Source organism: Sphingobacterium sp. UBA1498 (assembly GCF_002325125.1).
Lineage (GTDB): Bacteria > Bacteroidota > Bacteroidia > Sphingobacteriales > Sphingobacteriaceae > Sphingobacterium.
Window position 1 is genome coordinate 89551 of the sequence record NZ_DCRG01000026.1, and the last position, 23741, is coordinate 113291.

22 protein-coding genes are annotated in these 23741 nt (G+C 41.0%); 12 read left to right on the forward strand and 10 right to left on the reverse strand.

The window, feature by feature from the left end; genetic code table 11:
• The first annotated feature begins 40 nt into the window (after positions 1 to 40).
• The 4 genes from B3139_RS15510 to B3139_RS15525 are packed head-to-tail and all read left to right on the forward strand — an operon-like array spanning position 41 to position 5109.
• Positions 41 to 1279, forward strand: coding sequence for a nucleoside permease (locus B3139_RS15510; RefSeq protein ID WP_209581274.1), 1239 nt, complete (start codon positions 41 to 43; stop codon positions 1277 to 1279).
• 42 nt (positions 1280 to 1321) lie between these two features.
• Positions 1322 to 3007 carry a GMC oxidoreductase gene (locus tag B3139_RS15515; protein ID WP_293884502.1) on the forward strand — a complete coding sequence of 562 codons (1686 nt, stop codon included), beginning with the start codon at positions 1322 to 1324 and terminating at the stop codon, positions 3005 to 3007.
• 19 nt (positions 3008 to 3026) lie between these two features.
• The gene (locus B3139_RS15520) at positions 3027 to 4460 is read left to right on the forward strand and encodes a Gfo/Idh/MocA family protein (protein WP_293884503.1); all 1434 of its coding nucleotides are present in this window, start codon (positions 3027 to 3029) and stop codon (positions 4458 to 4460) included.
• Between the two features lie 19 nt (positions 4461 to 4479).
• Positions 4480 to 5109, forward strand: a complete 630-nt coding sequence (locus B3139_RS15525; RefSeq protein WP_209581024.1) for a gluconate 2-dehydrogenase subunit 3 family protein — start codon at positions 4480 to 4482, stop codon at positions 5107 to 5109.
• A gap of 46 nt (positions 5110 to 5155) precedes the next feature.
• On the opposite strand, the gene B3139_RS15530 is transcribed toward B3139_RS15525, so the two are convergent.
• Complete coding sequence (locus tag B3139_RS15530) at positions 5156 to 5881, reverse strand: acyl-[acyl-carrier-protein] thioesterase (protein WP_293884504.1); 726 nt, start codon at positions 5879 to 5881, stop codon at positions 5156 to 5158.
• Between the two features lie 278 nt (positions 5882 to 6159).
• On the opposite strand from B3139_RS15530, the gene B3139_RS15535 reads away from it, so the two are divergent.
• A complete protein-coding gene (locus B3139_RS15535; RefSeq protein ID WP_293884505.1) occupies positions 6160 to 6426 on the forward strand; it encodes a hypothetical protein in 267 nt (88 codons plus the stop codon).
• A 123-nt stretch (positions 6427 to 6549) separates the two neighbouring features.
• Here B3139_RS15535 and B3139_RS15540 read toward each other — a convergent pair whose 3' ends face one another.
• From B3139_RS15540 to panB, 6 genes are all read right to left on the reverse strand, one after another.
• On the reverse strand, positions 6550 to 7851 hold the full coding sequence (locus B3139_RS15540) for a TolC family protein (protein ID WP_293884506.1): 1302 nt from the start codon (positions 7849 to 7851) through the stop codon (positions 6550 to 6552).
• A gap of 6 nt (positions 7852 to 7857) precedes the next feature.
• Positions 7858 to 10941: an efflux RND transporter permease subunit gene (locus tag B3139_RS15545; protein WP_293884507.1), complete on the reverse strand. Its 3084-nt coding sequence runs from the start codon at positions 10939 to 10941 to the stop codon at positions 7858 to 7860.
• Between the two features lie 6 nt (positions 10942 to 10947).
• Positions 10948 to 12009 (reverse strand): efflux RND transporter periplasmic adaptor subunit, encoded by a 1062-nt coding sequence (locus B3139_RS15550; RefSeq protein WP_293884508.1) that lies wholly within the window; start codon positions 12007 to 12009, stop codon positions 10948 to 10950.
• 185 nt (positions 12010 to 12194) lie between these two features.
• Positions 12195 to 12347 carry a 30S ribosomal protein THX gene (locus B3139_RS15555; RefSeq protein ID WP_209581011.1) on the reverse strand — a complete coding sequence of 51 codons (153 nt, stop codon included), beginning with the start codon at positions 12345 to 12347 and terminating at the stop codon, positions 12195 to 12197.
• A gap of 80 nt (positions 12348 to 12427) precedes the next feature.
• Positions 12428 to 12985: a hypothetical protein gene (locus tag B3139_RS15560; protein ID WP_293884509.1), complete on the reverse strand. Its 558-nt coding sequence runs from the start codon at positions 12983 to 12985 to the stop codon at positions 12428 to 12430.
• A gap of 54 nt (positions 12986 to 13039) precedes the next feature.
• Positions 13040 to 13855 (reverse strand): 3-methyl-2-oxobutanoate hydroxymethyltransferase, encoded by an 816-nt coding sequence (gene panB / locus B3139_RS15565; protein WP_293884510.1) that lies wholly within the window; start codon positions 13853 to 13855, stop codon positions 13040 to 13042.
• A gap of 83 nt (positions 13856 to 13938) precedes the next feature.
• Between panB and B3139_RS15570 the strand changes: the two genes are divergently transcribed.
• The 6 genes from B3139_RS15570 to B3139_RS15595 are packed head-to-tail and all read left to right on the forward strand — an operon-like array spanning position 13939 to position 20165.
• Positions 13939 to 14682: an RluA family pseudouridine synthase gene (locus B3139_RS15570; RefSeq protein ID WP_293884511.1), complete on the forward strand. Its 744-nt coding sequence runs from the start codon at positions 13939 to 13941 to the stop codon at positions 14680 to 14682.
• A gap of 15 nt (positions 14683 to 14697) precedes the next feature.
• Positions 14698 to 15288, forward strand: coding sequence for a TlpA family protein disulfide reductase (locus tag B3139_RS15575; protein WP_293884512.1), 591 nt, complete (start codon positions 14698 to 14700; stop codon positions 15286 to 15288).
• Between the two features lie 24 nt (positions 15289 to 15312).
• A complete protein-coding gene (gene pyrF / locus B3139_RS15580; RefSeq protein ID WP_293884513.1) occupies positions 15313 to 16149 on the forward strand; it encodes an orotidine-5'-phosphate decarboxylase in 837 nt (278 codons plus the stop codon).
• A 42-nt stretch (positions 16150 to 16191) separates the two neighbouring features.
• Complete coding sequence (gene guaA / locus B3139_RS15585; protein WP_293884514.1) at positions 16192 to 17742, forward strand: glutamine-hydrolyzing GMP synthase; 1551 nt, start codon at positions 16192 to 16194, stop codon at positions 17740 to 17742.
• Positions 17699 to 18982 carry an ABC transporter substrate-binding protein gene (locus tag B3139_RS15590; RefSeq protein WP_293884515.1) on the forward strand — a complete coding sequence of 428 codons (1284 nt, stop codon included), beginning with the start codon at positions 17699 to 17701 and terminating at the stop codon, positions 18980 to 18982. Before guaA ends, B3139_RS15590 begins: the two co-directional genes overlap by 44 nt.
• 7 nt (positions 18983 to 18989) lie before the next feature.
• On the forward strand, positions 18990 to 20165 hold the full coding sequence (locus tag B3139_RS15595) for an RsmB/NOP family class I SAM-dependent RNA methyltransferase (protein ID WP_293884516.1): 1176 nt from the start codon (positions 18990 to 18992) through the stop codon (positions 20163 to 20165).
• 89 nt (positions 20166 to 20254) lie between these two features.
• Here the strand turns inward: B3139_RS15595 and B3139_RS15600 are convergent, their stop codons facing one another.
• A complete protein-coding gene (locus B3139_RS15600) occupies positions 20255 to 20800 on the reverse strand; it encodes a universal stress protein (protein WP_293884517.1) in 546 nt (181 codons plus the stop codon).
• Between B3139_RS15600 and B3139_RS15605 the strand changes: the two genes are divergently transcribed.
• Complete coding sequence (locus B3139_RS15605; protein ID WP_293884518.1) at positions 20801 to 21574, forward strand: C40 family peptidase; 774 nt, start codon at positions 20801 to 20803, stop codon at positions 21572 to 21574.
• Between the two features lie 60 nt (positions 21575 to 21634).
• Here B3139_RS15605 and B3139_RS15610 read toward each other — a convergent pair whose 3' ends face one another.
• Positions 21635 to 22273 (reverse strand): outer membrane beta-barrel protein, encoded by a 639-nt coding sequence (locus B3139_RS15610; RefSeq protein ID WP_293884519.1) that lies wholly within the window; start codon positions 22271 to 22273, stop codon positions 21635 to 21637.
• 310 nt (positions 22274 to 22583) lie between these two features.
• Positions 22584 to 23738 carry a molecular chaperone DnaJ gene (gene dnaJ, locus B3139_RS15615; protein WP_209580978.1) on the reverse strand — a complete coding sequence of 385 codons (1155 nt, stop codon included), beginning with the start codon at positions 23736 to 23738 and terminating at the stop codon, positions 22584 to 22586.
• Positions 23739 to 23741 lie beyond the last annotated feature (3 nt).

Sequence of the window (23741 nt, forward strand, 5' to 3'; positions counted from 1 at the left end):
AAACCAATTAGTAGTATTGTAAAACACCATTTTTTTTATGATTTCATCAACAATTAAATTTAAACTATCTTTTATGATGTTCCTCGAATTTTTTATTTGGGGGGGATGGTTTGTCACATTAGGTACTTTCTTGAGCAAGAATTTGAACGCTACAGAATTTGAAAAAGCTAATGTATTTTCAACGCAATCATTGGGTGCGATTATCGCTCCTTTTATTGTCGGAATGATTGCCGACCGCTATTTTAATGCGGAGCGTATTTTGGGTGTTTTGCACTTGGTTGGTGCCGTATTGATGTATCAGATGTATGGTGCTGCAGATATGTCAACATTTTATCCGTATGTATTGGCTTATATGATTCTTTATATGCCAACATTAGCATTGACAAGTTCAGTTTCGTTTAGGCAACTGACCAATCCAGAAAAACAATTTTCAGGTATACGCATCTGGGGCACAATTGGCTGGATCGTTGCAGGTTTAGTTATCAGTTATTTTTGGGATGCAAAAGCTTCTGAAGGGGCATTGAAAAACACCTTTTTATTATCTGGTGTTGCTTCTTTAGTTCTTGGTGTATTCTCGTTTGCTCTGCCTAAGACTCCGCCAGTTAAATTGGATGAGGGCGAAAAACCTTCGTTTGCATCAATCATTGGCCTGGATGCGATTAAATTGTTGAAAGACAAGAACTTTTTGATCTTTTTCGTTTCTTCGGTATTGATCTGTATTCCATTGGCATTTTATTACTCCAATGCTAACCCTTTTCTTTCTGAGATCGGGTTAGAAAATGCAACTGGTAAAATGACTATTGGTCAAGCATCGGAAGTATTGTTCTTATTGGCCTTACCAATCTTCTTTACAAGATTTGGCTTTAAGAAAACAATCCTGGTAGGGATGCTGGCTTGGGTAATTCGCTACCTTTTATTTGCTTATGGCAATGCGGGCGAGTTATCGTTCATGTTGTTGATCGGTATCGCACTACACGGTATCTGTTATGACTTTTTCTTTGTTTCAGGACAGATTTATACAGATAGCAAAGCTGGTGTTAAATACAAATCGGCTGCTCAGGGCTTAATTACTTTGGCAACTTACGGTGTTGGACAGTTGATCGGTTTCTGGGTTGCGGGCTATGTCGGAGACAAGTACAAAGATTTGAAGGCAACAGACCTGGCGGCATTCTGGAATCATACCTGGGTCGTACCAGCAATTATCGCAGCGGTGGTATTCTTTATCTTTCTAGCCCTTTTCAAGGACGAAAAGATCGATAGTACAAATGCTGCACACTAAACAGAAAAATAACTATTTAAAAAACAAATAATTAGAAGAGAGATGGCAACAAATACTTATGACGCAATTGTAATCGGTTCGGGGATAAGTGGTGGATGGGCTGCGAAAGAATTGACAGAGAAAGGGCTGAAAACAATTATGCTTGAGCGTGGTCGTAACATCGAACACATCAAAGATTATACTGCGCCAAATAAAAATCCATGGGAATGGCCTCATGCTGGCGGTCGTACGCAAAAAATGATCGAAGAGTATCCAGTTTTGCGTAGAGATTATCCATTGAACGAGAAAAACCTGGATTTTTGGGTAAATGAAAAGGAAAGCCCTTATACAGAAGTCAAACGTTTTGATTGGTACCGTGGGTATCATGTCGGCGGTAGATCGCTTATGTGGGGAAGACAATCTTATCGTTTAGGCGATTTGGATTTCGAAGCTAACTTAAAAGATGGTCACGGTGTGGACTGGCCGATTCGTTATAATGAAATTGCCCCTTGGTATAGTTATGCTGAAAAATTTGCCGGTATCTCGGGTAATCGTGACGGTGTGCCGTCTTTGCCAGATGGAGATTATATGCCTGCAATGGCGATGAATATTGTTGAAAAAGACTTGGCGGAGCGTTTGAAAAAACAATACGGCGGTCAACGTCATTTCATCATGGGTAGAACGGCCAATATTACCGTTCCGCATCACGACCGTGTAAATTGTCAATATCAGAACCAATGCTGGTTGGGTTGTAATTTTGGTGCTTATTTCAGTACACAATCCGCAACTTTACCCGCAGCGAAAAAAACAAATAACCTGACATTACGTCCTTTTTCCATCGTAACCAAAATTATCTACGATAAAAATACGAAAAAGGCAAAAGGTGTAGAAATTGTCGATGCTGAAACAAATCAAACCTATGAATTTTTCGCAAAGGTCATCTTTGTTTGTGCATCTGCATTGAACTCAACGTGGGTATTGATGAATTCTGCTACGGATGTTTGGGAAGGCGGTCTGGGTAGCAGCAGTGGTGAATTGGGGCACAACCTGATGGATCACCATTTCCGTTGTGGTGCCGGAGGTAAGATTGATGGTTATTTGGATAGCTACGTGTACGGCCGCAGACCAACAGGTTTGTATGTGCCTCGTTTTGTAAACGTAGAAGGTGATACCAAAAAGCGTGATTATGTTCGTGGCTTTGGATACCAGGGTGCCGCAGGTCGCGGACGTTGGTCTGGTGCTGTTGCAGAAATGGAAGTTGGCGGTGCATGGAAAGATGCAATCTGCGAACCAGGTGACTGGACCGTAGGTTTTACCGCTTTCGGAGAAACCTTGCCTTATCACGAAAATAAAGTTACACTTGATAAGACCAAAAAAGATAAATGGGGATTACCTGTATTATCATTTGACGCGGAGATCAAGGATAATGAATTAAAGATGCGTGGTGACATGCAGAATGAAATGAAAGAAATGTTGGAAAACATTGGTGTGAAAGATATCTATACCTACGATAATGTATATGGCTTCGGTCAAGGTATCCACGAAATGGGAACCGCCCGTATGGGACGTGATCCAAAGACTTCGGTCTTAAATGGTAATAACCAGGTGTGGGATGCTTTGAACGTATTTGTGACTGATGGTGCTTGTATGACATCTGCAGGTTGTGTCAATCCTTCATTAACGTACATGGCGCTTACTGCGCGTGCAGTTGACTTTGCAGTGAGCGAATTGAAAAAAGGTAACATCTAATAGCTAAAGATTGATAACAATGGAAAATAACGCAAATAAGACGAGTAGAAGAGGTTTTATAAAGAGCGCAGCAACAGCTGCTGCGGCTTTTATGATCGTCCCTCGCCATGTATTGGGCGGAAATGGCTTTACAGCTCCAAGCGACAAATTACAAGTAGCAGGTATCGGTGTTGGAGGGAAAGGTTTTAGTGACATCAATGCGTTTCATGATTCAGGAAAAGCAGATTTGGCTTTCTTGTGTGATGTGGACGACCGTCGTGCAGCCGGTGCATTAAAACGTTACCCTAAAGCAAAATATTATAAAGACTATCGCGAGATGTTGGATAAGGAACACAAACGTATTGAAGCTGTTTCTGTTTCGACTCCAGATCATCAACATGCAATTCAGGCGCTTGCCGCTATGCAATTAGGTAAGCACGTGTACGTTCAAAAACCGCTGACACACGATGTTTGGGAAGCCAGAGCATTGACGCATGCCGCTAAGAAATATAAAGTAGTGACCCAAATGGGAAATCAGGGGGCATCGAATGATGGACCACGTTTTGTGCGTGAATGGTACGAAGCTGGTCTTATTGGTGATGTACATACTGTATATTGTTGGACAGACCGTCCGGTATGGCCTTCAGGTATTGCTTGGCCTACAGGTAAAGCTGATATTCCGAAAGAATTGGATTGGGATCTTTGGTTAGGTACTGCACCTTACAAAGAATATGTCGACAAACTGGTGCCTTTCAACTGGCGGGGCTGGTGGGATTATGGTACAGGAGCGTTAGGAGATATGGGCTGTCACTTGTTGGAAGTTCCTTTCAGTACGTTAGGGCTGACATATGTACAAGATGTACAAGCAACTGTAGGTTCTGTATATGTAGACGAATTCAAACGTGGATATTTCCCTGAAAGCTGTCCGCCATCAAGCCACGCGACATTAACATTCCCGAAAACACCGCGTACTAATGGCCCTGTCACGTTACACTGGATGGATGGTGGTATTCAGCCTGCCCGTCCGGATGAATTAGGTCCAAACGAAATTTTTGGTGATGGTGGTAACGGAATCTTACTTGTGGGTACAAAGGGAAAAATCCTTGCTGATACTTATGGACAGAATGCACGTTTATTACCAACTTCAAGAAAAGAGCAAATTGCCCAAAAGTATGCTCGTGTACCGGGACAAGAAAGTGGACACTATGCACAATGGGTAGAAGCTTGTCAGGCTGGATACGGTAAGAAAGAGGTGAGTTCGCCATTTGAAATCGCCGGTCCGTTGACAGAAGCTTTATTGATGGCTAATTTGGCAATTAGAGGAGCTGATTTACGTATCGATGGCAAATATCCTGGACGTAACCTGAAATTGTTGTGGGATAACAATAATATGCGCGTTACAAACTTTGATCATGTCAATCAGTATGTAAAACGTAATTACAGACAAGGTTGGGAAATGAAATATAATTTCTAAAATTAAGATATTTAGTAGTATGAATAGAAGAGAAGCATTACAACGAGTTGCCTTAATTTTAGGAGGTACCGTTATTGGCGCTAATTTATTTTTGGAAGGTTGTACACGTTCGGCAACGAAAGATGTACAAGCATTATTTGAAGCTAAAACGACCGATTTATTAGGCGACCTAGCTGAAGCAATCTTACCAGCTACCGCTACCCCGGGAGCGAAAGAAGCAGGAGTAGGAAGTTTTATTCCTGTCATGGTACGTGATTGTTATACAGAGAAGCAGCAAAAAGCGTTTTTAGATGGTTTGGGCAGTTTGGACGATAAGTCGAAAGAAGTGAAAGGGAAACCATTCCTGGAACTTTCGGCGGAAGATAGAACGGCGGTTGCGGCGGCTTTGGATAAAGAAGCGAACGAGTTTAACAAAAAACAGGCTGAAGATCAGAAAGATATTCGGGAGAAAAATAGAGAGAAACAGAATGAATTGTACAATTATGTGGATAATGATCCACCTCATTGGTTCACCATGTTTAAACAGCTCACGTTGACTGGTTTCTTTAACTCTGAACTGGGCTGTACGAAGGCACTGCGCTATGTGAAGATTCCCGGAAAATTTGATGGTAACCTTCCCTACAAAAAAGGAGACAAAGCATTTGCTTAACAAAGCTTGCAATAGTAAAGATAAAAAGGAGGCCATGGTCTCCTTTTTATTTTGTCTCGATTGCCAGGGCAAAATGGATCCGCTGCTGTTTAGTAACGGTCATGAAATATCCCTGATCGGTAGAATCACCATTGATTTCTACAGTATCATTATAGCGCAGTTCACGAAGATAGTTCATCTCCAGCGATTTGATCTGATTAGTTAACACGAGCTCCATAGGCAACCTGTCCATACACCAGTCGAGATATTTGACATTGTTGGCGTGGTTGACAATATCCAGATCGGAAAGTTTTACGATATATTCATCCCTATTTTTGACCGTGCTGGAAATATCGAGTTTAGAAAACGGCCGCTGAGTAGCCGGACGGTCTGGGTATGTCACAAAATCTCCAGTCGAAATTGCGAGCGTTTCGGAACTTCTTTTCACCGTATTGATGACAGCCCAGTAACTGCTTGCTGTCACATAGAGCTGCCCATTCACTGTAATTTCAAAATTTCTGGTCGAGCGCGCGCCTTCTAATTCTTGTACCCAGGTCTTCACCTTGACAATATCCATCCATTTGGGTAATCTCGCAATCTCAATTCGTATACGGCTTAGTACCCACGTTTGGTTATGTTTGGCCATTTCTTTAAATCCAAACCCCGCTACATTGGCATGCTCTCCAGCGGTGAGCTGCAAAATATTAGACAAATCGGAGAAGCGGATGCGACCATTGGAGTAGCACTGCGTGAAATTAATTTCCCACTCTCTTTCGAAAACAGAACGTTCCATATAGCATATATTTTCGGCAAAAATAGATAATATGAATGATTTATGCCATCCTCACACTATGAAATGACACTATATTCAGATAACGCGCACTCGCCCCAAGGTGCAAACGTTTTTTTATTGTAAAATAAATGATAGTTTTCTATTATAGTATTGATTTTTATAAGTGGAATTGGTAGATTTAAATAAGCCAATGGCAGAAAGGAATAAAATAAGATTGGCTTTTGCGCGTTATCAATAGTGAACGCAAAGAATATTTTTACACATTAAATGCTCGTATTATGGTTGGACAACTAATAGCTAAAGAGGAAATTCCTCAGTTTAAATTTATCCCGGCGATTGAAGATAAAACAGCTACCTTTATGGATAAATTGAAAGGCGCACTTCGGTTGGGAAATGAGTTTAAATCCAAAACCGAAATTGCCTTTCAGACAGATTCCGGACCAAAGCGTATCGAAACCACTGTGTGGTCTTTAACCGATAGATATATTCAGATTAAGAGTGGCGTTTTAATACCATTAAAGTCTATTATAGCAATTGATTATTAAGCAATAAAACGAGAGGCTCCTAATTTAAGGAGCCTCTCGTTTTATACGATTACATCTTGCCTGTTGGCAAAAAAAGAGTTTATTGTCTTTTCTTCAAAAGGGAGCTTTTGTAAACCGTAATTTTTAGTACGATTCACCGGTCAATTCTTTTAGTCGTATCTCCGAGACTTTAGCATCGTATTGTGCAGTATAACTCCGCGTCATTGCATTGATGTAATTTAACTGCGCTGTTCTTACTTCCAACGTTGTTATGGTACCGATCCGGAATTTATCCATGGTGATGTTTAAATTTTCTTTTGCCAGTTCCTCATTTTTCCGTTCTACATTGGCCAGTTCGATGTTGGTAATGTAGGTTTGAAACAAAGTCCTTACCTGAGCCTGTATATCTTGTTTTTGCTGTTTTATCTGTATTTCAGAACTTTTGATCTGAAATTTGGCGATACGTTCGTTTCTGTTTTGCAAAAAGCCATTGAAGATGTTAAGGGATGCTGATACACCGTAGGTGAGACCTCTATTTTTGTTTTCTGTAGAGAAACCAAGTGAGGAGTGAGATTCGTTCCAATTATACCCACTATTTAAACCAATTTTAGGGTAACGTTCGGCTTTCACTGCCTTTAGGTTGAGTTCGGCGACACGATTGTTGATGATGGCAAGCTGAATTTGAGGATTTTGTTGATCAGCAATTTCGATGAGATTACCCAGTTTAAGATCCGTATCCAGTTTCATTTCATCTTCAACTTCAAAGTCTAGGCTCAAATCTCTAGTCATCAATTGGTTGAGGTAAGTTTTGGTGTTTTTAAAGCTTTCGAGTTGCCTGAGTAGGTTTGTCTGATCGGTATTCAGGTCGACTTTGGCATTCAGCAGATCGAGCTTGGAACCTTTTCCGATCTGTAGGCGATTTTCGGCCAGAGTAACCCGATATTGAGAAAGTGTAATGGTTGTATCTAAAGCGTCAATCAATCGTTTTTGCTGTACAAGATTATAATAGGTGGCCATGACTTCACTGAGTTGTGTAATGACCTCATATCTAATCTCCGCCTCACCCTGACGCTGTATCTCTTTAAATCGATCCCTACGCGCAAACATACCCAATCCGTCAAATATCGTCCAGTTTAAGTTAACGCCATACGACATATTGTCATTTTTAGCATTGGAAACCTGCTGTACTTGTCCATCGGCCCTAACCTGTCGTGAATTCTGAACCGAATTGCTTCTGTTAAATGTGCCGGTTACTGCGGGAAGCATACCAGCGCTTCCCAAACTGGTATTCTCGATATCAATGTTGTTGTCATTTTTAGCCAAAAGAATATTGAAGTTATTGCTCAACGTTGTTTTTAGCGCATCTTCCAAGGTCAATATCTCTTGGGCACGAGCTTGAAACATGATGGAGCAAAGCCATATTAGTAGGGTGAAATTTCTCTTCATGTTTAATTATTCGTAGCTTTTAATGTTATCAAATTCTGGTCTATGCTTTTTTTGTCGTGACCACATATAGTAGATGGCCGGGATGATGAATAAGGTCAGAATAAGCGAAAATATGGTACCCCCGACGATTACTACCCCCATTCCAATTCTGCTGGTCGAAGCAGCACCGAGCGACATCGCAATTGGCAATGCACCGAGTGCGATGGCCAAACTGGTCATTAAAATTGGTCTAAGGCGCGATTCGGCTGCATGCATGATTGCCTCAAATTTTTCCATTCCTTCTTCTCGCATCTGGTTGGCAAATTCGACAATCAGAATACCATTTTTGGTGACGAGGCCGATTAGCATGATTGTCCCAATTTGACTGAATATATTCCAGGTTTGGTCAAATAACCACAAACTGATCAGGGCGCCGGCTACAGCCATCGGTACCGTAAGGATAATGATAAATGGGTCGAGAAAGCTTTCAAATTGAGCCGCTAGGATCAGGTAGATAAGCAACAAAGCAAGGCCGAAGGCAAATAGGGTATTGGAGCTACTCTCAACAAAATCACGCGATTCACCGCTAAGATCGGTCGTAAAGCTCTGATCGAGTACTTTTTCCTTTATACGGTCCATTGCAGCAATGCCGTCGCTCATACTCATACCAGGAGCCAAGCCGGCGGAAACGGTCGCGGACATATAACGGTTGTTATGATAGAGTTGGGGCGGACTGCTTTCTTCTTTCACACTTACAACGTTGTCCAATTGGATGAGCTGCCCCATGTTATTGCGAACATAGATGGAAGAAAGATCCGTTGGAGTCGCCCGACGGTCATTCTCAACCTGGCCAATTACTTGATATTGTTTACCATCGCGCATAAAATAGGCAAATCGTTGACCGCTTAGCAACAGTTGTAAGGATTGAGATACATCCAGTACAGATACGCCAAGGCTCAGCGCTTTTAGACGGTCAATTTCGACATGAAGTTCTGGTTTGTTGAACTTTAGGTTGATATCCGTTGTCGAGAATGTTGGATCACTGTTCACCTCAGTCATAAATTGAGGTATTTTTTCCTGCAGCTTTTCGAAATTCTGCGCCTGAATAATATACTGAACGGGTAATCCGCCTCTTCGGTTCATGGATATCGTTGGCGTCTGTGAAACATTGACGCGAACGGCATCGTATTGTTTGGTCCACTTGGTCAGTTCTTTAGCGATATCGTCCTGCGATTTCTGACGTTCACTTGGGTCAACCAACGTCATCCGGATACGTCCGGAGTTGACCGATGCGGCGCCAAATCCCGGCGAAGTGATGTTAAGACTGATCTTATTCTCCGGGATCGAATCATACACCAGTTTATCAAGTTCCTGCATATAGCGATCCATATATTCATAGGTGGCACCCTCTGGACCTGTTACATTGACAGAAATATTACTTCGGTCATCATAAGGTGCAGTTTCCTTTTTAATGGACGAAAAAAGGATTCCAATAATCACAAAGCAGATGATCAGGATCGGAAAGCTGATCCATTTAAATTTCATGAATTTGTCAAGGGCATTGGCATACCCCTTGTTCATCTTGACAAACATGGGTTCGGTCCAATTATAAAATTTCGTCTTCTTGTGTCCACCACCCTTGATCAAATAGGCATTGAGCATAGGGGTGAGGGTCAGGGAAACAAATGCAGAAACCAGTACGGCCGAAGCGATAACGACTCCAAATTCACGAAATAAACGCCCCACAAAGCCCTGAAGAAATATAACAGGTAAGAATACGGCTGCAAGTGTGATTGAAATCGAGATAACAGCAAAGAAGATTTCCTTCGAGCCCTTCAAAGCAGCCTCTATAGGAGACATACCTTCTTCCACTTTCTTAAATATATTTTCCGTCACTACAATCCCATCGTCGACGACAAGACCTGTCGCGAGTACAATGGCGAGCAACGTCAGTACATTAATCGAAAATCCAAAAATGTACATAATAAAAAAGGTTGCAATCAATGAGACGGGAATATCCAGAAGAGGCCGCAATGCGATACCCCAGTCGCGGAAGAAAAAGTAAATAATCAAGGTAACCAAGATAATTGAAATCAGCAGTGTCTCGGCGACTTCCTCAACAGATTTTTTAATAAATGTGGTGTTGTCAGAAGCAATGTTAAGGATAATATCTTGGGGTAGATCTTCCTTGATCTGATCGAGCATTTTATAAAAATTATTGGCAATATCGAGGTAGTTTGTACCGGGTTGAGGAATAATCGCTATACCAACCAATTGCTTCCCATTGCTGACCATTTTTGTTTCCAGGTTTTCGGCATCTATTTCTGCCCGGCCAATGTCGATGAATTTGACAATACGGCTGCTATCGGATTTCAGAATGATATCATTAAACTCTTCGGGTGTAGAAAGATTTCCTACTGTCTTTACGGTGAGCTCCGTGGTGTTTCCGACAATTTTTCCAGAGGGCAATTCAACGTTTTGGTTATTCAGAGCCGTGCGGATATCAGAAGCCGTAATGCCATACGCAGCCATACGGTCGGGGTTGAGCCATAATCGCATGGCGTAGCGTTTTTGACCATAAATTTGGGTACTGCTGACACCTGGAATCGTCTGTAGTCTTTCCGAGATCACATTTTCTGCGTAGTCGCTCAGCGAAAGTTTATCGCGCGTTTCACTTTGTAGCGTCAACGTGATGATAGGATCGGAATCAGCGTCAGCCTTGGAAACAACGGGTGGGGCATCAATATCCTGAGGTAAACTTCGGATGGCCTGAGAGACCTTATCACGGACATCATTTGCCGCCTCTTCAAGATTTTTTTGCAGACCAAATTCGATGGTAATATTACTGGACCCCTGGTTACTGGAGGAGGATATATTCCGGATACCATCGATCGAATTGATAGCCTTTTCTAAGGGCTCGGTAATCTGAGATTCAATGATATCTGGATTTGCACCCGCATAGTTTGTTCTAACAGAAACAATAGCGGGGTCAATGGAGGGGTATTCGCGGACGCCCAAAAAGCTAAAACCAATGTAGCCAAATAATATAATGGTGATATTGACAACAATAGTTAAAACCGGGCGTTTAATAAAAATAGCAGATAAATTCATGCACAGTTAGTTAGCTAATGATACCTTAACTTTTGATCCATCTTTTAACGACAGGACACCTGTGGTTAGAACGGTGTCACCGGCACTGATCCCAGATAAAATGACAATATCTTTGTCGGTACGTGCGCCTGTTTCAACCTTCACTTCTTTGGCTAGGCCATGCTGTAATACAAACACTTTTTTTCCGTCCTGAACAGGTACGATGGCTTCAGTTGGAATGGATATCGCATCGTTTTCTACCTCGATTGGAACGCTAACGTTAACAAATGATCCTACTTTCAACTTTCCCTGCTCATTACTTGCGCGGGCTCTCACCGTGAGCGTTCTGGTGTTAAGTGATACTTGAGGTTCTATAGCGTAGATGTTTGCTTTCATGACGGTTGGGTCATTAGCTACACTAAACTCAATAGGCATATTCACTTTAACGATACTGCTGTATTTTTCGGGAACTGCGAAGGTGATTTTTACCAAGTTGTCCTTGACCAGATTTGTGATCAGCGTGGTGGGCGAGACAATGGCTCCAACAGAAATATTACGTAATCCAATCATCCCACTAAATGGTGCCCTTATGGTGGTCTTTGATATTTGTGCCTGGATCAACTGGATATGTGCGGCTGAAGTTTTTAAGGCCGCACTGGCAATATCAAACTCCTCCTGACTGATAGCGCCTTTTTGCAACAGCAATTTGGCCCGGCGTTCATTTTCTGCATTGAGTTGATTGGTCGTTTGTGATTGTCTTAATTGCGCCTGCAGTTCTATATCATCAATTTTGATCAAAGGTTCGCCCTGCCTGACCCGCTGTCCTTCTGCAAAATATATTTTGGTAATTCGACCACTGACTTCACTTCTGACTTCGACCTGCTCTTCTGCATCGATGCTTCCCGAAAGATTGATCGATCTATCGGCGACAGAAGATTTGGCAATGATTGCCTGTGCCGGCACTGGCACATCTTTTTTCTCCTTCGGCTTATCGGTTCCCTCTTTATCTTTTTTAGCAGTAAGTAGAAAGTATCCACCTCCAAAAACAGCGCAGGCCAAAAGAAGGTAAATGATCGATTTTTTATTCATATGGTATAGTATCTTATGTACTTTTTACATTTAACTGGTAAATATAGGTTTATTATAATGCAGATACGGGTTGTCAAAAGGATTTTACAATACACACAAAACTCAGGCAAGAAGCTGCACTGTGCGTTTACTGGGAGCGAAGGGAGATAAAAAAAGCTAGAAATGAATTTCTAGCTTTGTGTCTACTATTTTTTTGATTTTGTTTTTTGTTCAATTTCTTTTGGCTCCGCATTATCTACTTTTGGCTTGATTGCTGCTCTTGACAAATGTGGTCTTCTTTTTCCAAAAGAACCATTCGATATTTTTCCTCTTCTGGTTTTGATGTCACCTTTTCCCATAGTGTAAAATATTTTGGTTTTAAAAATTATATATAACCTAAATATAGGGATTTGTTTTTAAAGATTCAACTGTTTTATCTTCAAATAATGGGAAAAATGCGTTTTTGAACATCAATTTTGAAATTTTGGGTAATGGTATCGAAAAATAAATTATTGACTGGTTTATTTTCAGCAACCAAATAGGGGATTTCCAATATGTTATTTTTTAATTTGATACGGTAATAGCCATATAATAATCCTTTGGTCGTCTGAATGGATTCGATTTTCTGCACGGCCTCGATATCCTTAAAAAGGTTAAAGCTATAATTTTCTCCTTTTAATTGTTCAATAAAAACTTCATCAGTTTTGGCATTATACCATATTTGCTGGCTTTTTACCTTACTAAAATGATTGTTGAATAAAAATAGATAACCCAAAAGAAAGATTGCAATTGGAAGTAAGAACAGTACAATTTTTATCTTTATGAAAAGCAATACGACAATCAGCACGAGGATAACCCCCATAATGACATTGGAAATGGTTTTTTTTAGATTCGCCTGAATGACTGCGGGTGAAGCCTCAATCAATTGAAAGCCTGTTTTTAAGTCCTTAGATACATCGGTGGCAAACCCAAAAAAATTAAATTTTTTGCGTATCATCAGATAAGCAATTAGAATGATAAGTCCAATGATCAGAAACCGCATATTGTATACCTAGTATTGTTCGTCTTCGTTTGGGTATTTTACTGCTTTCACCTCAGAGACGTAATTGCTTACTGCGGTGATAATTTGCTCATGCAAGTTAGCAAAATGACGCATAAATTTAGGTTTAAAATCTGCATTAATGCCCAGCATATCGTTAATGACAAGTACCTGCCCATCGCAATCCGGTCCAGCACCGATACCTACCGTAGGAATTGTCAATGTTTCGGTCACTGTCTTGGCCAATTTAGCAGGTATCTTTTCCAAAACAATGGCAAAACAGCCGGCGTCCTGTAAAGCAAGTGCATCTTCGATTAGTTTAGCTGCTTCTTGCTCTTCCTTTGCACGGACACCAAAATTGCCAAATTTGTTGATAGATTGGGGAGTGAGGCCCAGGTGACCGCATACGGGAATGCCTCCGGCAATGATTTTTTTAATGTTTTCTATGATTTCAATACCACCTTCCAGCTTCAGTGCATGTGCACCAGATTCCTTCATCATACGGACGGCTGCGTTATAGGCCGCATTGGCAGATCCCTGATAGGATCCGAACGGTAAGTCTGCCAGTACCATGGCGCGCTGCGTACCCCTTGCAACAGACGCCGCATGGTAAATCATATGATCAAGGGTAATAGGCAAGGTAGTTTCGTATCCAGCAAATACATTGGCGGCAGAATCTCCAATCAAAATAACATCAACACCAGCCTGATCGACCATTTTAGCCATGGAATAATCGTAGCTGGTCAGCATAGAAATCTTTTCCTGACGGTCTTTCATGGCTTGTAGCATGGCGGTGCTAACGCGTTTCATTTCTTTGTTTACAGACATCTTAACTTTTATTTTGTGTCCAAAAGTAAGCTTTTTATCATACATTGACCAATATTCTGCCTGGTGTTTTGTATTTTTGCCAAATGATACAAAATGAGAATCGTCTATTTAAATTTCCCAAATTTTCAGACTTAATCATCCATGAGGATGAAAATTTGATTGTTATCAATAAGCCACCGTTTGTAGCTTCTTTGGATGAGCGCGAGGGTGGAGAGGTTAATATCCTTCGATTGGCGAAAAAATACCATCCGGATGCGCAGGTGTGCCACCGTTTGGATAAAGAGACTTCGGGTATTTTATTAATTGCCAAAAACCCAGAGACGTATCGTACAATTTCGATCGCATTTGAAAAAAGAAGAGTGAATAAGACCTACCATGCGATCATAGGCGGTACGCATACTTTTCAGGATTTGCTGGTTGATTTACCGATCTTGAATCAAGGCAATAAAAATGTATCTATTGACCGTGCCAATGGCAAAGCAGCAGAAACTATTTTCAATTCGATCAAATATTACAAGAATTATACATTAGTAGAGTGTAAGCCCATTACGGGACGGATGCATCAAATCCGTATTCACCTCGCGACACAACATGCAGCAATTGTTGGCGACGATATGTATCGCGGCAAACCGGTCTATTTATCCCAAATCAAAAAACGAGGCTATACGTTGTCGAAAGATGAAGAAGAACAGCCTATCATGAAGCGTTTTGCGCTACATGCCAAACATATCGAATTCGAACTGAATGGAGTTAAAATGGTTTTCGATGCGCCCTATCCAAAGGATTTTGCGACATTATTGAAACTGTTAGATAAGTTTGATTCGTAAATAGCCCAGTTACACATGAATCCGAAGACAAAAAAAATAGTCGGAAACGTTGTATTTGTACTGCTTATTGGCTTGTTGATTTGGCCTACAAGTAGAAGTTATTTTCAGCAAGCCCTAATGAAAATAGGCTTCTTTAAACTAAAATTAGAAGTTCCGCCGGACGCTAGAAAATCTTTTGCGACTTCGCCCAAGATAGGCACTGAGGTATCTTTTATAAACCAGCAAGGCGAGCCTGTAAAAGTGGCTGATCTCAGAGGAAAGGTGATTTTTATCAATTTCTGGGCAACTTGGTGTGCCCCTTGCCGGGCCGAAATGCCCTCGATCAACAAACTTTATAATACGTATAAGGATAACGCCCATGTCGTGTTTTTGATTGTTGAGGTGGAGGGTGATCGAGCGAAGGCCGAAGCGTTTATTAAGGGAGAGGGTTTGAGCTTACCAGTAAGCTTTCCGAACAGTGATATTCCAAAGGAGTGGCTTTCTGGGCCTATTCCAACAACGCTCATATTGGATAAGGAAGGAAATCTTGCCGCAAGGCATGAAGGACTGGCTGACTATTCCACTCCAGAGGTGACCACATTTATTCAAGATTTAATCAATAAATAATTTTTTAAGATCTCTAAAATAAGCATGACAAGAGCAGAACTTATTCATCAAATAAAAGCGAAACGCTCATTTCTATGTGTCGGACTGGACACAGACCTTGCCAAAATCCCTGATCATCTTTTAGACGATGAGGATCCGATCTATAGCTTTAACAAAGCTATAATAGAAGCAACAGCTGATCTTTGTGTAGCCTACAAACCGAATATAGCATTTTATGAATGTTATGGAATAAAAGGTTGGCAATCGCTTCAAAGAACCTGGGCCGCCTTTCCAAAGGACTGTTTTAGTATTGCTGACGCAAAAAGAGGGGATATCGGTAATACATCCGGGCGTTACGCAATGGCATTTTTTGATGAAAAAGCTTCTGGTCTCGGATTCGATAGTATCACCATTGCCCCGTATATGGGCAAGGACTCGGTAACGCCGTTTTTGGATTTTAAAGACAAATGGGCTATCGTACTTGCTTTGACATCAAATGAGGGTAGCTTAGACTTTCAGAATTTTGAGAATAAAGAAGGGCTGCAATTGTTCGAACAAGTGATTGACAAAGTCAACACCTGGGGCACGCCAGAAAATCTCATGTATGTGGTAGGAGCAACCCGAGGAGAAGGGTTTATCAAAATTAGGGAGCATGCGCCAGATCATTTTTTATTGGTTCCGGGAGTGGGTGCTCAGGGGGGCTCGCTCGAAGATGTTTGTAAATTTGGTATGAACAAAGATTGTGGACTTTTGGTAAACAGCACAAGGGGCATTATCTATGCTTCGAAAGGGACTGATTTCGCTGAAAGAGCACGGCAGGAAGCCTTAATTCTTCAAAAAGAAATGGAAGTAGAGCTGTTAAAAGCGGGTATTATTTCCTGATTTGACATTTAATAATTCATTCGTAATACTTACCTTTGCAGCATGCCAGAAAAAATTATAATTCTAGACTTCGGGTCTCAATACACACAGTTGATCGCAAGACGTGTCAGAGAGCTAAATGTGTATTGTGAGATACACCCGTTCAATAAATTGCCAGAGTTTGACGACACCGTAAAAGGTGTTATCTTTTCGGGCAGCCCTTATTCTGTTAGACAAGAAGATGCGCCACAAATTGATTTTGTCGCTATTCAGGATCGTTTCCCACTCTTAGGCGTATGTTACGGAGCCCAATACATTGCTCAAAAATCAGGCGGTGAAGTGTTACCTTCTGAAATTCGTGAATATGGTCGTGCAAATCTGCAGTTTGTCAATAGTGAGAATGAATTATTGGCAGGCATACCCACGCAGTCACAGGTATGGATGTCTCATGGCGATACCATTAAAGAAGTACCTGCAAATTTTGAAATTATAGCGAGTACCGATAAAGTTCGCGTAGCAGCGTATCAAGTGAAAGGTACCCGTACTTACGGTATACAATTTCATCCAGAAGTAACCCATAGTACAGACGGTGCTATCGTATTAAAAAACTTTGTTGTCAATATCTGTGGTTGTGCACAGGAATGGACACCAGACGCTTTTGTAGAAACAACAGTATCTTCTTTGAAAGAGCAACTAGGTGATGATCATGTTATTATGGCTTTATCTGGCGGGGTAGATTCGACAGTTGCAGCGGTGTTATTGCATCAGGCAATCGGAAAGAAACTCCATTGTATCTTTGTGGATCATGGTTTGCTTCGTAAGGACGAATATGAGCAAGTATTGGATTCTTACAAAAATATGGGCTTAAATATCAAAGGAATCAATGCGAAAGATTTATTTTATGGTCGATTAGCTGGAGTTTCCGAGCCAGAAGAAAAACGCAAGATCATTGGTAATTCGTTTATTGATGTCTTCGATGAAGCAGCAAAAGATATTCAAAAGGAATTGCCTGAAGGCATTGAAGCGAAGTGGTTAGGGCAAGGGACAATTTATCCGGATATCATCGAATCAGTTTCAGTGAAAGGGCCTTCGGCGACTATCAAATCACACCATAACGTTGGGGGCTTACCTGATTTCATGAAACTGAAAGTTGTGGAACCACTTAAGACTTTGTTTAAAGATGAAGTAAGAAGAGTAGGAAAAGCATTGGAAGTTGATCAGGCAATTTTAGGCAGACATCCATTTCCTGGTCCGGGCTTGGCAATTCGTATTCTGGGTGATATTACACCCGAGCGTGTACGTATTGTGCAGGAGGCTGATGCGATATTCATCAATAATCTGAAAGAAGCCGGTTGGTATGACAAAGTATGGCAGGCAGGCACAATTTTCTTGCCCGTGCGCTCAGTAGGCGTAATGGGTGATGAGCGCACTTACGAGCACGTCGTTAGCTTACGCGCGGTGGGTTCGCTAGATGGAATGACTGCGGATTGGATACATTTACCATATGATCTGTTGGCAAAAATTTCAAATGAAATTATCAACCATGTGAAAGGAATAAACAGAGTTGTATATGATATCAGTTCAAAACCACCCGCTACAATTGAGTGGGAATAAAATATGGGTTGCGGCGCTTGTAGCGTTATGCCTTGCAAGCTGTACAACCAAAAAAAGCACAGTATTGCGTTCGCCGTCCTCTGGTCATGGCGAACAGCAAACTGCTGTTACTAAACCTCCTGTTGACAAAGAAAGTACCATTACCAAGATGGGCGATACCCAACGTGTCAATGGCTATGCTGTGAAAAATAATCGCATCGCACTGCTGTTGCCGTTCGAGTTAAGTAATATTGCAGGTACAGTTAAGAAGGAAGACGTGGAGCGCTCTTCCTTGGCGCTGGATTTTTATCAGGGATTTCAGTTAGGCCTTGACAAAATTGCGAAGGAAGGTGCCTTGTTCGATTTGCAGGTGATTGATTCTAGAGACAATGTTGCGTATAATGCAACACTGGGTACAGCGGTCAATGTCAAAGATGCTGTGCTCGTGGTGGGACCCGTATATCCGCGTGAGATTAAGAGCTTTGGGCAGACCTTTGCAAACAAGAACGTTCTACAGGTTTCTCCATTAGCAGCAACCATGGCTTCTGAATTTAGCCTCCCCAATTTGGTTTCGATAACACCATCTATTCGTACACACGCCGAAACATTGGCGAAGTATGTTGCAGAGCAATATTATAATGGGGATCAGATTGTTATTTATGATGCTGGGGATGATGACAGCAAACAGTTTTTGATCAATTTTGCAAACGAGATTACCAAAGCTAACCCGCAGGCTAAAGTAAAAACGGTTATGAGCATCAATGAGCTTAATAACAGTCTTGTGTTGGCAGGCACCAATCATATCATTTCAGGGACTGCCAATAAAAATTTAGTAAAGGGCCTTTTGGATGCTATGGATGAACGCTTTCTGAATCCAGGTAATCAGTTTAAATTATATGGACACCCCAACATGGCCAAGCTTTCGTTTGAGAATTTCGAAAACATGGATTTTTACGCATTGACCATTACTTCTTCCAACTTGGTCGATGAGACGGATGGAGATACCAAAAAGTTTATTGGAAATTACAAGGCTGCTTATAAAGTTGATCCGTCCGAGTTTTCTTACAAAGGGTATGACGCGGCATTGTATTTTGGTCGATTGATACATCAATATGGAGTGGATTATGTCAGCCGAATGACGCAGGAAAAGTTTTCGGGATTGAATAGCGATTACAGATTTGAATTTTACCCAAAATGGGGCTATGCAAACAGATCGTTGGGGATGTTGGTCTATCACGATAAAAAATTTGAAAGAAAATAATCTTTGAATGGCTGAATTCAGTGAAAAACGTGTTCATCAGCAAATACGTAATTTTGAGCGAGCAATGGATGGTTTTGAAGCTGATCAACCATTTTCACGTTATTTAACAACTTTTTTTAAGCTAAATAGACAAATGGGATCTTCAGACCGAAAGGCCGTCTCCCGTTTGTGCTATAATTATTTCCGTCTAGGGACTGCAGCTCCGCAGTTATCACAACAACGTAGGTTGGTAGTCGCCGAATTTCTATGCGAGCAGGAAAGCCCCTTGGTGGCGGTTCTTGAACCTGCTTACGCCGATAAACTCCATCTTTCAATCCGTGACAAAATTACATTTTTGGAGTCCGAAGGCTTTTTTAAATTGGAAGACCTATTTCCTTTTACGGAGCATATTTCTGAAAAAGTGAATTTAACTGCCTTTTTGGAAAGTCAGTGTATTCAGCCCTATTTATATATTCGGGTAAAACGAGGAAAGACAAATTTCGTGCGCGCCATTTTAGATGGTAGTCAGATTCCCTATACCACTATCGGCGAGCAGACCATTGCCTTAAATAATGGTACTTCCTTACAGCGATTTGATGCCTTAGATGGCATTATTGAAGTACAAGATCTTTCCTCGCAACGTACGTTAGCGTATATGGAGCCAGGAGAAAATGAATCCTGGTGGGATACATGTGCAGCTTCAGGTGGCAAATCTCTTTTATTGATGGATGCTTGTCCCACGGTAAATTTGTTGGTGTCGGATATTCGTATGAGCATTCTTCGGAATCTCGATGAGCGTTTTGACCGTGCCGGAATAAAGCATTACCGAAAGAAAATACTCGATCTTACCAAGGATACCTTTTCAATTCTTGGGAGCGAACGATTTGATGGAGTATTATTGGACGCACCGTGTAGTGGATCGGGGACTTGGGGGCGTACACCAGAAATGATTCGGCATTTTAGGGCTGATAAGATTGGCGAATTCAATGCACTACAAAAAAATATTGCAAGTAATGTAGTAGGACATGTTAAAGTGGGAAAGCCTTTGATTTATATAACCTGCTCCATTTTTAAAGCGGAAAATGAAGATGTTGTCAATTACATTGTGGATAATTTTGGTTTTGAAATAGCACGCATGGATTATCTGGAAGGGTATACCGAAAAGGCCGATAGCATGTTTGTGGCGCGTTTGATAAAAACGTAATTTCTGATCGTAGAAAGCGTATAGGCTATTTTTTCCGTTTGGAAAAAATAGCCTTTTTCATTACTATAAATGTTTTTTTGTTGTATTCGTCAGTCACATTTACTGGGGATCACCAGCACCGGGCAGGTGGATTTACGAATAACCGATTCAGAGACAGAACCAGATATAAAATGATCAAAACCGGTCCGCCCGTTAGACCCCATGATAATCAGATCGGCAGACCATTCGTGCGATGCAGCCAGAATTTCTTCTTTAATAGATCCTATTCGATTAAACAAATAGACCTCACCAGCACCAGTAAACTCGCGGCTTATCTTCTCAAGATACTTTTGCGCATTGTCCTGTTCCATTTCCGAAACCTCCGGAACGATGATAGGCTGCTGCCCCAATAAGGGATCTGCGCCAAAATTGGCAGGAGAAGTAGGGGGGATAACGGTGACAAGTGCTACGGAGGCTCCAAATACTTGGGCCATTTCTTTCGCATAATGTATTGCCTTTTCAGCGCATGGCTCGTCGTCAACAGCGACTAATATCCTTTTGAATTTTGAATTTGTATTCTCCATATCTGCTATTATTAATTTATCTTCGTCATATAATATATAATCATAGATTGGACGATTTTGTTTTATTAGCATATGAAATATGGTATTTGTATACTTGCTCTCGTACCGTTACGTCTAGAACAGGCACATCGTAGCGAGATGGTTTCTCAGGTTTTGTTTGGAGAGCTTTTTGAAATTGTGGACGAGCAGGCGGATTGGACATCCATACGCTTATTGGAAACGGATTATTTGGGTTGGATTCAAAACGGGCAGTTTCAAAAATTAGAGGACTCAGATAAGGAGCAATATTTTTTAGGAAGACGAACTGTGGTTGGAAGAGAGGGAGGGGTACTTTTGGGCGAGGCAACCCAACTGCAGCTCTGTCATGGGACCACGCTGTATCTAAATGAAGAGAACCGGACTAATCTGCCACTATTGGACTTGACTTATCAGGGAAGCATAAGTTTATTTTCGAAGGAATTAGTCGAAAGTGAGCTCCAGCAACTCGCCTTGAGTTACAAAGATGTACCGTATTTGTGGGGCGGCCGTTCGGAGTGGGGGATTGACTGTTCGGGTTTCTCGCAATTGATCTACAGCTGCTTTGGACTTTATTTGCCCCGCGATGCTTATCAGCAAGCGGAAAAAGGGGAGACCGTCGACTTTATTTCAGAAATAAAGGTAGGTGATTTGGCGTTTTTTGACAATGCGCAAGGCCGGATTACTCACGTTGGTATTATGCTGGATCGCGATACCATTATCCATGCTTCTGCAAAAGTCCGTGTGGACCGCATGGATTCAGAGGGTATTTTTAATGCGGAACTGAATCGCTATACACACAAACTCCGAATTGTTAAACGGTATAACTAACATAGCAAAGGGCGATAAAATATTTTATCGCCCTTCCTTTTTCTATTTTTTTCGTTGAGACTAGAATTTGAATGTCAAACCAAATTTAGCAGTATCGAAGAAGTTGTTAAAGCTATTGATGTTTGCATTAAATTCATTAGATGATTTAGCACCATCAACATCAACTTTTGATGTTCTGAATGACAATAAGTCAGTTAAACCAAAATTGATTGCAATTTTAGGCGTTACAAAGTAGTTGATACCCAAACCTGCGTTCGCACCGAAACCTTTTGTTTTAGCGATATCACTTGTGGTAGTTCCATTATTGATTTTTCCATCTTCTTGCGCATAACCAGCACCAAGTTGTGCATATGTTTTGAATCGTGAACCTAACTCAAGAAAGTAGTAACGTCCAAATGCACCTATACCGAATTGGTTGTTTTTTACATAGGATTCATTCGACTGATCTACGTTTTTTGTAGCTTTTTCATTACCAACGTTTACATCTAAACCAACAGCAATCTTGTCAGAAACAAAGTAACCAACAGAAGGGTTGAAATTAAATGAATTTGTTTTTGTTTGATTAGTTTTGTCGTTTGAAGTATTAGCGGATAAGTTACCTTCAACAATAACATCGCTCTTTTTGAAACCGAATTCTTGTGCTTGTGAAGCCAATGTCAAACCAGCTACAGCTGCTAATGTAAGTAAAATTTTTTTCATGTCTTTTTTATTTAAAAGTTGTTTAAATGTGCCAGTAATTACTTCCTGACTTTTTAAATTTGTTAGTCAAATATCGAAATCATATTTTATTTTTTTGTCATTGGATTGTCTAGATATTTGATATAATCGTAAATTATAGTGGATCAACACCTTAAAATTTAATATAATTTTATTTTTACAGATTCTATTTAACGATAATGATATTGGGCTGACTTTTTGTTCTTTAATGTCAATTTTAAGTAAGAATAGAAAAAAAAAGCCATTTGTCAATATTTGACAAATGGCTTTTTTATGATTATCTAACTGGATGTTACTCGAAATATTCTTTGATTCGCTCGAAGAATGACTTTTCACTTTTGCCAGGTTGAGGCTTAAAGTTCGGTGATTCTTTCAATTTATTCAACAGTTCTTTTTCTTCGATAGATACAGCTTTTGGTGTCCATATATTAACATATACAAGCTGGTCTCCCTTGTGGTAAGAATTAACCTCAGGAATACCTTTTCCTTTTAACCGTAAAATTTTGCCGCCTTGTGTGCCGGGTTCAATTTTGATTTTCGCTTTTCCGTCTATTGTCGGAACTTCCACGCTGGTACCTAATGTAGCATCTACAAAATTAATATAAAGATCATAGATGACATTTAGTCCGTCGCGTTTTAAACTTTCGTGTGCAACTTCTTCGATCAATATAATTAAATCTCCTGGTACACCACCACGCGGAGCCGCATTTCCCTTTCCGCTCATGGATAGTTGCATGCCTTCACTCACCCCTGCCGGAATATTGATGGAGATTGTTTCCTCGCCACGTTCAAGTCCTTCACCTCTACACGTTGTACATTTTGCTGTGATTTCTACGCCTTCACCATTACACGTAGGGCAAGTGCTTGTTGTTTGCATTTGTCCTAAGATCGTATTGGTAACTCTTCTGACTGAGCCCGATCCACCACAGGTTTTACAGGTATGGAAAGAAGATTTATCTTTAGCACCCGATCCGTCACAGGTATGACAGACGACTTGCTTGTTGACTTTTACCTTTTTCTCAACGCCTTTGGCAATTTCTTCAAGCGTTAACTTAACTTTTATGCGTAAGTTGCTTCCTCTTGCTACGCGGCGTCCGCCACGCTGGCCACCGCCACCGCCAAAGAAACTTTCAAAGGGATGTCCTCCACCAAAGATATCACCAAATTGACTGAATATGTCTTCCATATTCATGCCGCCGCCACCGCCGAAACCACCGCTGGCAGAATTACCAGCATGTCCAAATTGGTCATAACGTTGACGTTTCTGTGGATTGCTCAAGATATCGTATGCCTCAGCAGCTTCCTTAAACTTTTCCTCAGCCTCATGGTCACCAGGATTTTTGTCCGGATGGTACTTTATCGCTAGTTTGCGATACGCTGATTTAATCTCCTTCTCGTCCGCTGATCGCGAGACACCAAGTATATCGTAATAATCTCTTTTTGACATCGT

Bases quoted from the DNA above. Each gene is read 5' to 3' on its own strand.
- B3139_RS15515 (WP_293884502.1), top strand. From the start codon at position 1,322: ATGGCAACAAATACTTATGACGCAATTGTAATCGGTTCGGGGATAAGT.
- B3139_RS15520 (WP_293884503.1), top strand. From the start codon at position 3,027: ATGGAAAATAACGCAAATAAGACGAGTAGAAGAGGTTTTATAAAGAGC.
- B3139_RS15525 (WP_209581024.1), top strand. From the start codon at position 4,480: ATGAATAGAAGAGAAGCATTACAACGAGTTGCCTTAATTTTAGGAGGT.
- B3139_RS15530 (WP_293884504.1), bottom strand. From the start codon at position 5,881: ATGGAACGTTCTGTTTTCGAAAGAGAGTGGGAAATTAATTTCACGCAG.
- B3139_RS15535 (WP_293884505.1), top strand. From the start codon at position 6,160: ATGGTTGGACAACTAATAGCTAAAGAGGAAATTCCTCAGTTTAAATTT.
- B3139_RS15540 (WP_293884506.1), bottom strand. From the start codon at position 7,851: ATGAAGAGAAATTTCACCCTACTAATATGGCTTTGCTCCATCATGTTT.
- B3139_RS15545 (WP_293884507.1), bottom strand. From the start codon at position 10,941: ATGAATTTATCTGCTATTTTTATTAAACGCCCGGTTTTAACTATTGTT.
- B3139_RS15550 (WP_293884508.1), bottom strand. From the start codon at position 12,009: ATGAATAAAAAATCGATCATTTACCTTCTTTTGGCCTGCGCTGTTTTT.
- B3139_RS15555 (WP_209581011.1), bottom strand. From the start codon at position 12,347: ATGGGAAAAGGTGACATCAAAACCAGAAGAGGAAAAATATCGAATGGT.
- B3139_RS15560 (WP_293884509.1), bottom strand. From the start codon at position 12,985: ATGATACGCAAAAAATTTAATTTTTTTGGGTTTGCCACCGATGTATCT.
- panB (WP_293884510.1), bottom strand. From the start codon at position 13,855: ATGTCTGTAAACAAAGAAATGAAACGCGTTAGCACCGCCATGCTACAA.
- B3139_RS15570 (WP_293884511.1), top strand. From the start codon at position 13,939: ATGATACAAAATGAGAATCGTCTATTTAAATTTCCCAAATTTTCAGAC.
- B3139_RS15575 (WP_293884512.1), top strand. From the start codon at position 14,698: ATGAATCCGAAGACAAAAAAAATAGTCGGAAACGTTGTATTTGTACTG.
- pyrF (WP_293884513.1), top strand. From the start codon at position 15,313: ATGACAAGAGCAGAACTTATTCATCAAATAAAAGCGAAACGCTCATTT.
- guaA (WP_293884514.1), top strand. From the start codon at position 16,192: ATGCCAGAAAAAATTATAATTCTAGACTTCGGGTCTCAATACACACAG.
- B3139_RS15590 (WP_293884515.1), top strand. From the start codon at position 17,699: ATGATATCAGTTCAAAACCACCCGCTACAATTGAGTGGGAATAAAATA.
- B3139_RS15595 (WP_293884516.1), top strand. From the start codon at position 18,990: ATGGCTGAATTCAGTGAAAAACGTGTTCATCAGCAAATACGTAATTTT.
- B3139_RS15600 (WP_293884517.1), bottom strand. From the start codon at position 20,800: ATGCTAATAAAACAAAATCGTCCAATCTATGATTATATATTATATGAC.
- B3139_RS15605 (WP_293884518.1), top strand. From the start codon at position 20,801: ATGAAATATGGTATTTGTATACTTGCTCTCGTACCGTTACGTCTAGAA.
- B3139_RS15610 (WP_293884519.1), bottom strand. From the start codon at position 22,273: ATGAAAAAAATTTTACTTACATTAGCAGCTGTAGCTGGTTTGACATTG.
- dnaJ (WP_209580978.1), bottom strand. From the start codon at position 23,738: ATGTCAAAAAGAGATTATTACGATATACTTGGTGTCTCGCGATCAGCG.